The 13,393-nt window shown below is 66.8% G+C and carries 13 protein-coding genes and 1 pseudogene; 10 read left to right on the forward strand and 4 right to left on the reverse strand.

Going from position 1 to position 13,393, the window contains the following annotated elements; genetic code table 11:
• From ABT025_RS37670 to ABT025_RS37695, 6 genes are all read left to right on the forward strand, one after another.
• On the forward strand, positions 1 to 1,079 hold a 1,079-nt coding region (locus ABT025_RS37670; protein WP_351003189.1), incomplete at its 5' end, for an alkene reductase.
• A gap of 15 nt (positions 1,080 to 1,094) precedes the next feature.
• The gene (locus ABT025_RS37675; protein ID WP_351003190.1) at positions 1,095 to 1,442 is read left to right on the forward strand and encodes a VOC family protein; all 348 of its coding nucleotides are present in this window, start codon (positions 1,095 to 1,097) and stop codon (positions 1,440 to 1,442) included.
• 261 nt (positions 1,443 to 1,703) lie between these two features.
• Positions 1,704 to 2,327, forward strand: a complete 624-nt coding sequence (locus ABT025_RS37680; protein WP_351003192.1) for an SPDY domain-containing protein — start codon at positions 1,704 to 1,706, stop codon at positions 2,325 to 2,327.
• Between the two features lie 514 nt (positions 2,328 to 2,841).
• A complete protein-coding gene (locus ABT025_RS37685; RefSeq protein WP_351003193.1) occupies positions 2,842 to 3,486 on the forward strand; it encodes a hypothetical protein in 645 nt (214 codons plus the stop codon).
• Positions 3,487 to 4,079: 593 nt separating this feature from the next.
• A complete protein-coding gene (locus ABT025_RS37690; protein WP_351003195.1) occupies positions 4,080 to 4,451 on the forward strand; it encodes a hypothetical protein in 372 nt (123 codons plus the stop codon).
• A gap of 258 nt (positions 4,452 to 4,709) precedes the next feature.
• Positions 4,710 to 5,390: a transposase gene (locus ABT025_RS37695; RefSeq protein WP_351003196.1), complete on the forward strand. Its 681-nt coding sequence runs from the start codon at positions 4,710 to 4,712 to the stop codon at positions 5,388 to 5,390.
• Positions 5,391 to 5,858: 468 nt separating this feature from the next.
• Here the strand turns inward: ABT025_RS37695 and ABT025_RS37700 are convergent, their stop codons facing one another.
• Entirely contained in the window at positions 5,859 to 6,929 is a 1,071-nt protein-coding gene (locus tag ABT025_RS37700) for a GNAT family N-acetyltransferase (RefSeq protein WP_351003198.1), read from the reverse strand.
• A gap of 30 nt (positions 6,930 to 6,959) precedes the next feature.
• Between ABT025_RS37700 and ABT025_RS37705 the strand changes: the two genes are divergently transcribed.
• Complete coding sequence (locus ABT025_RS37705; protein WP_351003199.1) at positions 6,960 to 7,424, forward strand: MarR family winged helix-turn-helix transcriptional regulator; 465 nt, start codon at positions 6,960 to 6,962, stop codon at positions 7,422 to 7,424.
• A 608-nt stretch (positions 7,425 to 8,032) separates the two neighbouring features.
• On the opposite strand, the gene ABT025_RS37710 is transcribed toward ABT025_RS37705, so the two are convergent.
• Entirely contained in the window at positions 8,033 to 8,278 is a 246-nt protein-coding gene (locus ABT025_RS37710; protein WP_351003200.1) for a DUF2283 domain-containing protein, read from the reverse strand.
• A gap of 174 nt (positions 8,279 to 8,452) precedes the next feature.
• On the opposite strand from ABT025_RS37710, the gene ABT025_RS37715 reads away from it, so the two are divergent.
• Positions 8,453 to 9,274 carry an IS5 family transposase gene (locus ABT025_RS37715; protein WP_351003202.1) on the forward strand — a complete coding sequence of 274 codons (822 nt, stop codon included), beginning with the start codon at positions 8,453 to 8,455 and terminating at the stop codon, positions 9,272 to 9,274.
• Between the two features lie 431 nt (positions 9,275 to 9,705).
• On the opposite strand, the gene ABT025_RS37720 is transcribed toward ABT025_RS37715, so the two are convergent.
• Complete coding sequence (locus ABT025_RS37720; protein WP_351003205.1) at positions 9,706 to 9,993, reverse strand: helix-turn-helix domain-containing protein; 288 nt, start codon at positions 9,991 to 9,993, stop codon at positions 9,706 to 9,708.
• 523 nt (positions 9,994 to 10,516) lie between these two features.
• Between ABT025_RS37720 and ABT025_RS37725 the strand changes: the two genes are divergently transcribed.
• Together ABT025_RS37725 and ABT025_RS37730 are read left to right on the forward strand one after the other, a co-directional pair.
• A complete protein-coding gene (locus tag ABT025_RS37725; RefSeq protein ID WP_351003206.1) occupies positions 10,517 to 11,590 on the forward strand; it encodes a hypothetical protein in 1,074 nt (357 codons plus the stop codon).
• Between the two features lie 318 nt (positions 11,591 to 11,908).
• Entirely contained in the window at positions 11,909 to 12,700 is a 792-nt protein-coding gene (locus ABT025_RS37730; protein WP_351003208.1) for an IS5 family transposase, read from the forward strand.
• Here the strand turns inward: ABT025_RS37730 and ABT025_RS37735 are convergent.
• Positions 12,657 to 13,184 (reverse strand): annotated as a pseudogene (locus ABT025_RS37735) (hypothetical protein). The gene ABT025_RS37730 and the pseudogene ABT025_RS37735 sit on opposite strands and share 44 nt — an antisense overlap.
• Positions 13,185 to 13,393: the final 209 nt, after the last annotated feature.

A 13,393-nucleotide genomic window follows, 5' to 3' on the forward strand; every position in this document is an offset into this window, starting at 1 on the left:
CTCAGCCCCTGCTGCAGCCCGTCCGCCTCGGCGCGCTGGAGCTCCCCAACAGTGTCGTCATGGCCCCCATGACCCGCGCCCGCGCTCAGAACGCCGAGCTGGCCCCCACCGACCTCCACGCGACCTACTACGCACAGCGCGCCGGCGCCGGCCTGATCGTCACCGAGGGAACCTGGGTCAGCCCCGACGCGATCGGCTTCATCCACGCGCCCGGCATCTACACCGACACGCAGACCGCCGGCTGGGTGAAGGTCACCGAAGCCGTCCACGAGGCCGGCGGGCGGATCGTCTCCCAGTTCGGCCACCTCGGCACGGCCTCCCACCCCGACCACCTCGGCGGCCGCCTGCCCGCCGGACCCTCGGCCATCAACCCCGCTGAGAAGTCCTTCACCCCCTCCGGCCCGAAGGACACCGTCACCCCGCGCGCCTACGCCGCCGCCGAGATCGCCGCCACCATCGCCGACTACCGCCATGCGGCCGAGAACGCCCGCCGCGCCGGCTTCGACGGCGTGGAACTCCACGCCCAGCAATCCCACTTGATCCCGCAGTTCCTCAACCCGCGTCTCAACCAGCGCACCGACGCCTACGGAGGCAGCAGCGAGAAGCGGGCCCAGTTCCTCCTCGACATCCTCGACGCCGTCAGTGACGTGTGGGGCAGCGACCGCATCAGCGTGAAGATGTCCCCGGGCTGGAACAACGGAACCACGTTCACCGCGGACGAGGAGACACTCGCCGACTACGACCAGCTGCTCAAGAAGCTCAACGACAGCAACCTGGCCTACCTGCACCTCCTGGGAACCCCCGGCACCATCGAGGAGCGCATCGCCCTCTTCTCCCGCCACCGCGCCCACTACCAGGGCAACATCGTCGCCAACCTCGGCTTCACTCAGCCCCTCGGCAACGAGATCCTCGACCACGGAATCGTCAACGCGGTCTCCTTCGGCGCCCCCTTCATCGCCAACCCGGACCTGGTCGAGCGCTTCGCACAGGGCCACCCGCTGGCCGACAGCGACCGGGACACCTACTACGCCGGTCACGCCGAGGGCTACACCGACTACCCCGCCTTCACCGCCAACTGAGCAAGGAAGATCTCCGTGAGCAGCAACATCCGAGAAATGATCGCAAACGTCGAAGTTGAGAACCTCGAAGACGCGATTCCTCTCTACCAGGACCAGGCCGGGGACATGGAAGTCCGCCGATTCCCCTACCGTGAACTGGAGTTGGCGCTGGCAGGACCCTTCCTGCTCTACTCCGGCCCGCTGGAGAAGTACGTCTCGCAGAACGCGACCGTCATCGTCGAATCCCTGACCCCGGTTCTCGACGCCCTGGGCAAGGCCGGCGCCGAGATCCTCGAAGCACCCAACGAAGTACCCAACGGCACCAAAATCGTCGCCCGCCACCCGGACGGCTCTGTCTTCGAGTACATGCAGCCCCGAGCCTGAGCCCCGAGCGCCGCAGCACCACTTCGGTGCCCGTGAGGCCGGCATCGGGCCGGCCTCACGAGCACCGACAACACCCACGGATGGGAAGAACTCGTTGCTCCGGCTGGTACTCCCGAAGCCGCCGCGAAGTGCCATCGCTCCAGGCGCTGGCGACGCCGTCGCGGCTGTACATCCTCGCGCGCCTTCCGCCAGCTGTAGACCGCGTCTTCGGCTTCTCGAGTAGCTCTGCGTGACCGTGGACAGGAGGGGAGGAGCTGGACCTTGGGCCAGTGGCGCTGGCGAACGGCAGTTCAACACGCAGAACTTGACAGGGAACGTACCTGGTCCGACGACACCACCCACGCCATCCATGAAGACCAGACCCTGCGCATCGAACTACTCCACGAACACCCCGCACACGAGACCGCCTGGACCGTGGCCGCCTACGAAACACCCGTCTCCGACCGCACGTGGGTTCTCACAGCAACCGCCACGACGCCAGCCCCGGTGCTGGAGGGCCTGCTGACACACCTAGCGAGTATCGCCCACGAGGGCGTGACCGTTGAGGGCCCCGGGGACGAGCAAACTGTCACCGCCGCCACAGAGCCCCTCACCGAGGCCGGGTGGAAGCACACCTTGGAAGACGGACGCTGGATGCGCTGGACCTCTCCCGCTGGCGACGCAGGTGTCCAGGCCCATGCCGTCACCCAGCATCCGGAACTCAACAACTGGACGGTCTGGGCCGGCCCGAGCCTCCATCACGCAACGTGGATCCTCACGGCGTCCCCACGTACCCCCGGTTCGCTGCTGGCCGACCTCCCCGAAAGCCTTGCCCCGTGCAACTCAGACGGCCCTCTCCCGCCCACCCCCACGAAGCGGAAACGGGCTCGCACCCCCTCCCCGTAGCGCCGGCCCGCACACCGGCAACCCGAACTATGGTGTCCGGCCACATACGCCCCTGACCTGGCCCTTCCTACGGTATGGCGACACAGCAACGTCCCCGCCAAACGTCCGGAAGTGGTACCCATGGCCGCCCCAGCAACCTCCCCACCAGCACCGTCGAACCTCCGCCGCATCGTCGCCGCCAGCCTCATCGGCACCACCATCGAGTGGTACGACAACCCATCCGATCAGAGCTAGGACCTGCGGTTTTGCCTCATCAGTGGCCCGGAAGTCAGCACGGAACCAGCACCGGAACTGAACGGTGCCGGTCGGCCACGCAGACAAGAGCTCGACACGGAGCGAGACGGACGATTCAAAGGCCAGCAGGAGTCACAGACTGCAGTCAATCTCCGGACTTCGCAGGCACCCTCGCCCTCATCGACGAGTTGTTCGGCTCAGGTCTGACGGCCAGCGCACGGTCCTACGGAGCCCGCAGGAGCATCGACGATGCGAACGAGGCGGTAGGGCAATCCGGCAGATGCGCATCAACCTGCGTCGACTCCCCGAACTCGCCCGGGCGCCACGCTCAGAAATCGATCAACGCCTGCTCGGAGTTCTCATCGGCCTCAACCTTCCAGAACTGTCTGACGACGACCTTCCTTTCATGGCCGACTTGGAGGCGGTACTGGCGATGGATTCAAACGTGGAGGGTGACGACTCATTCCCGGTCTGGGAATATGCCGCCATCAGCCACGCCGCCCAGATGGCCCGACACGAAGAGACCTCGCCCGAAGCACGATTGGCTCGTATCGTCAACGCGAGCATGGAGGAGCTCAGCGTCCTGCGCTCCGAGGTACGAACCGCGTTTGACCAGACCTGGACGCGGGCGACTGGGTGCCGGGAAACCACAGCCCGCCTCGACCGACCGTGGGTCGCGCGTGGGGCCGCGTCCACCCTGGTGGAATGGATGAGCGCCAGACTCGTGCACCCCCCAGGATCGTCACTGGCCGACCGGTACTTCATCGACAGTCTCGCCGACCTGAACCTGCGCTGCTTCATCGCCGCTGCTCGTCGCACATCGGAAGGCTCGGCCCACGGGCAAGGAGAAGAGGGCAGGGCAGCGTTCATTGCCCGTACCACCGGGGCAACCGGAAGGCGTCGGCGGCAGGGTTGTGACGGCTGAGCAAGCCACTCACCACATGAGGATGCGGACGGTCACTCAGCTCCAGCGCAAATCTGTGACCTGGGTGGCCATCCTTATGTTCATCCAGGCGGAGCCAGCGGTCGTTGACGAGTCGGGGAGGTCCCGGGCCGGCTACCGGGCGTTCTCTGCGGCTCGAGCGGACGGCGTGCCCCTTCCGGGCTGGCAAGAAGGGGCGATGATGTCCGCGTCTCACGTGGTTTCGTTCTGGGCGGCAACCGCACGGCATCGTCCCGGCACGAGCCGCTCAGCGCTCGTACCGGGGCGGTTGCATGTCGCGGGCCTGATGAACTCGAACCGCCTTGCAGCGATACCGCCACCGTGAGGCGGGCCCCCGTCCGCAATAACCCAGGAAGGGGTGGTCATGAGGCACTGCTCCAGAGTGACCAATTCGTACATAAAATAGCTCATAGGTTATAGGTCATGCATTTGTCTTGAATGCCATAAAGCATTCCTTGTCGGTGGGCGTCGCTTGCATAGTGGGGGTGCGCTGATCGCAGGCGCAGCATCTGATCGTCCGGCTGTTGGGGCGCCATCCAGTTTGCGCCCGCTCACCGGACAGACAAGGAGTGCCAGTGGCCGCCCAGTCCCATTTCCAGACCGGTGAGGTTCCCCACGGCTTCGCGTTCAACGAGTCGGGCGGGCTCATTCACTACAAGCACGTACTCGTACTGGCGGTACCGAACCCCAACCAGGGCAACGGCACTGTCTGGGGCGACGGTTACCTCAGTTTCGGCTCCGACTGGGCCGACGTGCGCCTGCGGGTGGCCTTGCACAACGGCACGACCTGGTCCGTCGTCAAGAACTGGGACATCATCGCGGGCGACGCCCGGCTCGCGGAGAAGCTCCCCGCGGGAACCCAGAAGGTCAGCATCGGGCGGGTGAAGAAGAGCGCCGGCGACATGGTCGACGATGCCCCCGTCGGCTGGCTGCTCGAGTACCTGTAAGCCGACCGGCCGCCCTGGCAGGGGGGCTTGAGACGCGTTCAGAACCCATGCCGGAGCCCCTCGCTTCGGCCCTGAGCGGCCTTGTTGCGTCGGCGGTTGGCAGGAGCGGGGGCTCCGGGTCACGACGTGGGCGCTCCGAGGCTGAGCTTGTTCTTCTTCTTCGGCCTCGAATGGTATCTCGAACTGGGTCGCCCACCTGGGGGTTCGCCGGACGTGGGGGCGGCCTTCGTCTGATCATGTGCTTCGACCAAGGTGCACGTGACCACGACGAAGGCCGTGAGGGTGAGTCTGCTGGCTGATGCAGTCCAGAGGGAAGCGTTCACGGAGGCGTCACGCTTCCGGGGCGATTTCTACGAGTACATGACCGCCCGGCGCGACGAGTTGTTCGGGCTGGCGGACGCGGTGCTGTGTGCCGACGGTGCGGTGAAGTCTCCGGTGGACTTGACGCTGTCGCCCGAGCACCGCCGTGGGCACGGAGCGATGCACGGCGGCCTGAATCACGGCCGCACCGACATGGGCCGACTGCGGACGGTACTGGCCGGGCTGTCGCTGCCTCGCTTCGACGGCGGGCGTCTGGTCCTGTCGGCCGACGTGTCGCCGTGGCTTCGCCCGGACGCGCCGTGTTCGGCGGAGAGGCTGTTCTGTCACGTCTACGGCCGCGCGAAATCGGCATCGCAGTTCATTCCGGGCCGGCCCTACTCCTTCGTCGCCCGTGCTGGAGCCGGGTGCCACGTCCTGGACCGCGATCCGGCTCGGACCGGCGGACGACGCAACCGCCGTCACCGCCAACCAACTGCGTGTTCCCAAACCCCGGGGCTCCGGTCCCGGACGGCCACCCAGCGCCAAGAACAAACAGCGGGCACCCCGCTACGACGTCGGCAAGACCGTCAAACGCCCCGAGACCCTCATGCCATCGGTAAGCCCGGAAGATCTCGGTAGATAGAGAACAAGCTAAGCCTCCCCGCGACGATGACACTTCTTCCCCACGCGATAGCCGTAGGGAAGAGGTTCTTGTGGCAGCTGAGGCCGGCGCCGGGACCGGCGCAATGGCGATGGCGGCTGGAAGGCTGACCGGCTGAACACCGGTGGTGAACAGGTGCTGCGCCGCCGAGTGCAGGGCCGCAACCACGACGCCGGGACCGGCCCGCCCCGGCCTTGCCTGCATCCCGGTGGAGGAAGTCACGCCTCTGGGATTCGGGCTGCGTGGCGGTCTGACGGTGGCAGTCGGGCGGTAGAGCTCTTTGGCTGTACGGTCCGCGAGATCGTGCGGACCATGGAGTCCGCCCGCCCTGGCGGCACTGGGACGAGTGGCACTCGTGACGTGCGCGTTCCGGGTACGTGGTCGGGTGGTCACCCGACGGCCGCCTGACCGGCTTCGGACAGACCGACCGTCCGCGAAGCGCGTGTTCATGCCTGTGTCGCAACGGACTTGGCCAGGCCCACCGTACCGTCCTGATGGGCTTCGGGCAGCGGCGCGTATCCCTGTCGTGCGTAGAGGGCAAGGTTGCGTTGGCTGGCGACGCCGGTGGACAGGACGACGCGCAGGCATCCCTCCCCGGCCGATTCGGCCTGGTGCAGCAGCCAGCGACCCAGGCCGAGTCCTCGCAGGTCGGGGGCAACGGCGAGCCGTCCTACGTGGAGGTCGGTGCCGGTGCGGCGGGTGCGGACCATGCCGACCAGCTGGCCGTCCTGCCAGAGGCCCGTCGTGTGCCAGTCGGCCAGCCAGGAACGCACGTCGGCCGGCTTCTCGTGGAGCGCTGGTACGGCCAGGGTGTCGTTGGCGAGCGCCTCCTCCGTCCAGCAGCAGCGCTGCAGGACTGTCACGTGGGGGGCGTCGTCCGGGTCGAGTCGACGCGCGTACGAGCCGGGGAGCGGGCCTTTGACGGACAAGGCGTGCTCGCGCTCGCGCATGGGGCGCAGGGCCCGTGCGAGCTGTGCCAGTTCCTCAAGCAGGCCCTGTGCTGCGTCCGCATGGCGCGTTTCGGGGGCGAAGCGGTCGCCTTGCACCACTTCCGTGATCCGCAGGGCGACAGTCGCTCCGAGGGGCACCAGCCGCAGTGTCGTCACTACTTGTTTGGCGTGCTGGACCGCCCGGGTGCCGGCGGAGGTGTGGCCGTAGCTGACGAAACCGACGGGCTTCCAGGCCCACTCGGGGCCCAGATAGTCGAGGGCGTTCTTCAGCGTGGCCGGCATGCCGTAGTTGTACTCGGGTGTCACGAGGACGAAGCCGTCCGCGCCGTCGACGATCCTGCTCCAGCGCCGGGTGTGTTCGTGGTGGTGGACTCTGCTCGAGGGGTGTTCTTCCTCATCCAGGAAAGGCAGTCCCAAATCGCCGATCGCCATGGGCACCAGGTCCATGCCGAGCCGTTCGGCGCTCGGTGCGAGCGTTTCGGTCAGCCACTGTCCGGCGGTGTGGCCGAGTGCGTTGGGCCGGGTGCTGCAGACCAGAACGAGGACGCGCAGTCGTTTCGTTGTCATGGAAACGAAACTAGCGGGTAGATTGGTTACATGTCAACGAATGAGACGGGTGACCCGGTCCGATGGCTGACTTCCGACGAAGAGCGCGCCTGGCGCTCGTACCTCCGCATGGTGACCGCGGTCCAGGTCCGCACCACACAAGACCTGGCCGCACTCGGCTTGTCCGAACCGGACTACGAGGTACTCAGCACCCTGTCCGAGCGCCCGGACGACACCAGCACCCTTCACGACCAAGCCGCCAAGATGGGCTGGTCACGCAGCCGCCTGTCCCGGCACGCCTCCCGCATGGAGGCACGCGAACTCATCCGCCGCGCACCCGATCCCGCCGACGGCCGGGGCTGCCTCCTCGCACTGACCCCGGCAGGCCGGGAAACACTGCGGCACGCCGCCCCCGCCCACGTTGTCTCCGTACGCCTGCACTTCATCGACCGTCTCGACCCCGAGGAACTCGCGGCGCTCGACCGAATCGCGCAGAAACTCGCCAACGACCAGTAGCCACTGAACAGCCTCGGAGGCTGGTGCCGGCAGGAGAGTTGCCGGCACCAGGCGGGTCTGGCAGGCATCGTTCACGTCCTGCGCAGGGCCGGGCCTGTCGCGGAGTACCGAGCGGGGTTGTGTGGGACCTGGCGCCGTTTTACGCACCACGGCAACCTGCTCACCGCCGACATCGCCGCGACGACCAGCGCGATCGATAAAATCATCGTCCAGGACCTCGGCTGGGTCGTCTCCGCGCTGCTGCAGCTTCTCGAACTCCGGCGCGGCATCCCGGCAGAGGGCCACCTGGCCGCGCTCCACCGACGCCCGCTCGATCGCACAGCAAAATGGAGCCGACCAACTCCATGTCCACAACGCGGCCATCGTGACCATCTTGCTCGCCCACGGTGACCACCCTCACCGACCGACGTAAGTGGCACGTGGCCGGCTAGCGCGCCTCGGCAACGGAACGTCGAGCTCCGGGCAGGCACCCTCAGTTCCCGCCGTGGAGCTCCAACTGCGTCGGGCTCCCCAACTTGATGTTGAACCTGTTGGCGGTCCCGTGTCCCAGCGGAAAGAGGCACGGAGCCTTTTCCGACCTGTTCGCCGCGAGCGTGGAAACCGGCTGATCATGCACCTTCGGTGTCAAGTCGCTCCGCGGACTGGAGCAGGTACTCGGGAAGTTTTGAACTGGCCGCCAACACCTCGATGCCGATGAGGCGGCCCTGCTCGTCGAAGTCGAGGTTGATCATGCCGTCGACATCGACTGGGACGCAGGGATACACGCGCGCGGACGTCACGCGGGCCAGCGGTTCGGTGAGGTAGACGTACGCTGCGTTGACGGTCTCGTCGTAGGTGACTCTGACATCTGCCACGGTGAGCGATTTCCCTTTGCGTCGTTAATGGTGGCGCTGTCCTTGTCCACGCCTCCGGCCGCAGCGATCTCAGAGGGCGGTATGAGAGTCCATAGGAGATTTGTCGTCACCTGATCGTGTGGCGGTGCGGCGTCCCGGCCGGTCGGCGGCCATGGGCATGTTGGGCTGGTCGCCGTGAGCGAGCGCAAGCCCTGCAAGACCGACGTGAGTGACGAGCAGTGGGCGCTGGTGGAGCCTGTGATCGCCGCGTGGAAGGCCATGCATCCCTCGGTCAGTGGCCATCAGGGTCGGTACGCGATGCGGGAGATCGTCAACGCGTTGCTCTACCAGGGCCGGACTGGTTGTCAGTGGGAGCTGCTCCCGCACGACTTTCCGCCGGCCGGCGCGGTGAAGTACTACTTCTACACCTGGCGTGACGACGGCATCGACCAGACCATTCACGACCTGCTGCACTGGCAGGTGCGGGAGATGGCGCGTCGGAAGGCGGACCCGAGCTTGGTGGTGCTCGACACCCAGAGCGTTCACGCGGCGGCCGGGGTGCCCGCGGTGTCAACGGGACGTGATGCGGCAAAAAAAGTACCGGGCCGCAAGCGCGGCCTGGCTGTTGACGTTCTGGGGCTGGTGATCGCGGCGGCCGCGTCGGCGCACGAGAACGCCGTCGGGATCGCGCTGCTGGACAAGGTCGCCGCCGACACCCACACCGTGCAGAAGGCCCTGGTCGACCAGGGCTTCAAGAACGCCGTCGTCGCGCACGGTCAGAAGGTGGGCATCGAGGTGGTGATTGTCGAGCGCGATCCCGCGCAGACCGGGTTCGTTCCCCAGGCCAAGCGGTGGGTCGTGGAACACGCCTATGGGATCTTGATGCTGCACCGCAGGCTGGTGCGCGACTACGAGCATCTGCCCCGCAGTTCGGAGTCGCGGGTGTACTGGGCGATGACCGCGATGATACTGCGGCGGCTGACCGCGGCGACCGCACCCGCCTGGCGCACCGCATGACTCGCGGGGAGCTGACGCTCGGCGCGGTACTGGCACGGCTGGAGGAGCGGGAACGGGAGATCACCGCGCAGGCCGAGACGACGCGGGACCAGATCACTCAGCTGACCGCCCAGCTCGACGAACTCGGCCGGGCGGCCGAAGAAGTCCGGATCACCCGCAAGACACTGCTGGCGCTGCCCGACCCCGGGCCGCCCGCACCGCCGGCACCGAAACTGCCGGACCATCCGGCCTACCAGCAGATCATGGCGGTGTTCACCGCGGGCCGACCATCCGCTGCGTGCGCGGCAGGTGTGCGAGGCGATGGACGTGGCGGTCGCGCCCAACAACATCAACAACGTCCGCCTCAAACTCAAGCGGCTGGCCGACCGCAGAATCCTGGCCGAAACCGAGCCAGGACTCTTCGCCAGGCCACGACCACAATCGCCCGGAACTCAGCCCTGACCAGCACGCCTACTCGAGGTCCATGGCCGAGTCGGCCGATGTCTCACGGCCATCGCCTCGGACGGCGCGGTCTTGATGCTGCCCGGAGCCCAGCCGAGTACTTCCTCGAAGCTTCGGGCAACGGTCGGGGTGGGCAGGTCCCCACGGTCGCGTTCGAAGGTCCTGATGGTCGCCTCACTCAGCCAGGTGCGGCGCGCGAGTTCACGCTCCGAGATGCCCTCGGCCTCTCGGAACTCGATGAGGGCTCTCGCCAGCCGTGTCGAATCCTCTCCACTCATGACCGCAGTGTGCCGCCGAGCCCGGGCCGGGATGGCCCTCTTGCTCGGTCCCATGCCAGGGCACCGGGCGGCGGCAACACGCCCGCCAGGCTGAATCCCAGTCGATTTGTTCGTCCTCGTCATGTAACCGGCACCCGTTGGAAGCCGTTGTTCTATCGGTCTTGAGTGCGGTGTGATCGAAAGCGACTGCCGGATCGGATGAATCTGCTCGTGTCCGCGCATGAGGACAGGGCATCTCGTACAGTTCGGAGTTGCTGCGACACCGAGCACGGCGAACCGCTCCCGGAGCAACTCCGCGTCGCGCAGTTCGGCAAGAACCGGGTCCGTTTCCTGACGCAGCACCTCAACGCGCCTCCGGCACTCCGCTCCCGTTCCTCCAGCAAACCAACCGTCCCCATATCAAGGTGCGCGATGTCCGGTCGCAGGCGCACAATGCGAGTCCAGCCCCGGGGCGCGGTCCCAAGGGTGGCAGCGGCGTGCGGCGCTGACGACAGCCGCAGTGCGCCCAGAGGAGCTCCGACGCATGTCATGCAGCGAAGACGCTGGCCGTCAGAACAGTCCCGACGGCCACGAAGACGGGGTGCGACCTGATACGAGCCCCGTGAAGCTCCGCTCCTTCGTCCTGTGCAAGTACGACGAGGCCAGACGCCGGGGTGACATCGATGACTGGACCGACCATTCCGACATCGGCGCCTGCTTCGATGGACGCATCCTGACGGCTGAGGAGTATCAACGGACCGAGGACCGTTACATCGCGGCTGCCGACATCCTCGCGAGAGCGGCCGGCGCCTCGCACTTCACCCTGAGGAACGTCTTCCTGCACAGCCCTCCGCCGGCCTGGCTCGGAGAGGTGTACGAGGGTCGAATCGTCGACAAGACCTCAGCCCTGCGGATGCTCAGAGGGCACATGTCCGGAGACACTCCCGCTGCCTGGTTCGACAGCGAGAAGATGTGCATCATGATGGGCTTCGACTTCTACATGCACGTACAGATCCCTGAGCGAGCCCTCGCGTCTCTCGATGAGATCGAGGAGATGGGCCTTTTCGTCTTGGGAGACCAGGAGCAGGACGAAGACGAGGAAGTGCACGTCTCGCGGCACGCCGATGACACCTTCTGGACTGACGTGGCCGGGGGGTTGGCCGTCAGGTCGTCCGCACAACAGCAGGAAGCCCGGACGCTTGTCGTGGAGCGCTGGGCCGGCGGAAGACTCGGTCACCGGTTGTGGCTCGTGGCAGCCGACGACCTCTCTTCGGTGGCCGCATCGGTGAGACCTCAGGCACTGATCTCCGCCTTCATCGATCTGGAGATCCACGCGACCTCTCGGGGCGAGGTCGCGCGTGCCGTGGAGGCCGCGCGGCGGGCGCAATCGGACGATGACGGAGCAGACGTGGTGATCATCCCGCTGGCCGGCGACAGAGAACTCCGCACCGTCACCGTGGAATGGGATGACCCCTTGCCGAACGACGGTGACCTGCCCCCAGGACAGGAGTTCGGGGTATTCCCGTGGCCAGCAGAGGACGCGGTGCGCCTTGAGGCGGTCGTGCCGGGAGACGACGGTTGTGTCACCGCCCGTTGGGTGGCCTCTTCGACATCGTGATGCCGCCCGCAGGACCTTCAGGGCTCATCGCGGCTCCGGACCGACTCCGTTTCATGGGTAGTTGCCGTATCGATCGTGGCGGTTGGTGATCGAACGGCAGTCCCGTTCGGGTGGTCGCGATGCGACAGCCGCATAAAGGCAGGGCCGCCGGTGCAGCTCCTGGGTGTTGAAGCCGGAGAAGCATAAGGGAGGTGCTTTTGTCGCAGTTCTACGCCTTCGTGCGGGCCGGGCCACTCACCCCGTCGTGTGACTGTCTCGCGCACCGGTTCGGGAATGCCGCGGACAAACCGGACGCGCGAGCGGCGCTACCCCACCGGCATGACGGACGCGCAGTGGGCAGTGGTCCGTCCACTGCTGCCGGTGCCCGGCTGGCTCGAGGGCCGTGGCGGGCAGCCGGAGGCTTACTGTCACCGGGCGATGTTGGACGCGGTCCACTACCTGGTCGACAACGGAACCAAATGGCGGGCCATGCCGGCCGACTTCCCGCCATGGGACCGGGTCTACGTCTTCTTCCGCCGCTGGCGGAAGCATAGTCTGATCGTCGAGTTCCACGACCGGCTGCGGGGAAAGGTCCGCGAGAAGGCGGGCCGGGACCCGGAGCCGATCGCGGGAGTGATCGACTCCCAGTCGGTGAAAGCGGACGCCGTCGTCGGCGCGGCCAGCCGCGGATTCGACGGCGGCAAGCTGATCAACAGGCGCAAGCGGCACGCGGTGGTGGACACGCTCGGCCTGCTGCTGGGCGTGATGGTCACCGCTGCGGACACCGGCGACCGCACTGCCGCCCGGGCACTTCTCGAGCAAGTCACCTACGCGCATCACCGGCTGGAGCTGGTCTGGGCCGACGGCGGATACACCGGCAGTCTTATCGAGCACTGCCTCGCCACGCTCGCGCTGGTCCTGGCAATCGTGAAACGCAGCGACGACATGCGCGGCTTCGTCGTGCTGCCCAAGAGATGGATCGTCGAGCGGTTCTTCGCCCACCTGATGCGATCCCGCCGCCTCGCGCGCGACTTCGAACGCCGCACCGCCAGCGCCGAGGCGATGGTCTACTGGTCGATGACCCTGCTCATGACCCGTCGCCTGACCTGGACTCGCTCTGCAGCAGCGTGAACCGCCCTGGCACCGGCTCGGCCAGCCACCTCCGGGCCACCAGCCGCTTCGCCTTCGACCGCAGCGTCTCCACCTTCGCCGGCACCGGGTCAATCCCGAACGCGATGGCCATCTCCTGGCAGGTCAAGATCCCTGGCCGAGACCTTGCTGGTCGGACAGGACCCGAAGGATGCGCTGGTAGTCCACCGACAATACCGACCAGGCCAGCCCCGCGCGCCACACCGGGCACCACCGACTTCGGCTTCGCCGGCTCGGGCGGCGGACCAGTTTCCCGCAGGCCCCCGGTGGAATCCTGGGCGGCATCTCCAGCACCGCCCAGGGCCAGGACCTCGCCGACCCGCGAGCGGGCAATGACCCACTCGCTCCAGTCCTGCTCGGCCCCCACCAACTCAGCCTGGACGCGATCGGCCTCCTCCCGCAACTCCTCCACACGACGACGAGCAGCGAGCTCCCGCTCTTCCAGCAACCCAGAAACAGACGGCATCCGCGACGTCCCGGAGAACAACAACCCGACGGGCCACAACTCCCACCGAATCACCACTCCTACTCCTGACCATCGGAAACACCGCAGCCACCACCGGAAAGACAACAGCCGCTTACTGATCATTTCAGAATGAGATCGGTGTGGTGGCTTGGCAGTTGGAAGTTGGATCGGCAGGATTTGGTGGGTGTCTGCTGATCTTGTGCCTGATG

The sequence above is a fragment of the Streptomyces sp. NPDC002809 genome, from assembly GCF_040295435.1.
GTDB lineage: Bacteria > Actinomycetota > Actinomycetes > Streptomycetales > Streptomycetaceae > Streptomyces.

Bases quoted from the DNA above. Each gene is read 5' to 3' on its own strand.
- ABT025_RS37700 (WP_351003198.1), bottom strand. From the start codon at position 6,929: ATGACAACGAAACGACTGCGCGTCCTCGTTCTGGTCTGCAGCACCCGG.
- ABT025_RS37720 (WP_351003205.1), bottom strand. From the start codon at position 9,993: ATGAGTGGAGAGGATTCGACACGGCTGGCGAGAGCCCTCATCGAGTTC.
- ABT025_RS37685 (WP_351003193.1), top strand. From the start codon at position 2,842: ATGCGCATCAACCTGCGTCGACTCCCCGAACTCGCCCGGGCGCCACGC.
- ABT025_RS37730 (WP_351003208.1), top strand. From the start codon at position 11,909: ATGACGGACGCGCAGTGGGCAGTGGTCCGTCCACTGCTGCCGGTGCCC.
- ABT025_RS37725 (WP_351003206.1), top strand. From the start codon at position 10,517: ATGTCATGCAGCGAAGACGCTGGCCGTCAGAACAGTCCCGACGGCCAC.
- ABT025_RS37705 (WP_351003199.1), top strand. From the start codon at position 6,960: ATGTCAACGAATGAGACGGGTGACCCGGTCCGATGGCTGACTTCCGAC.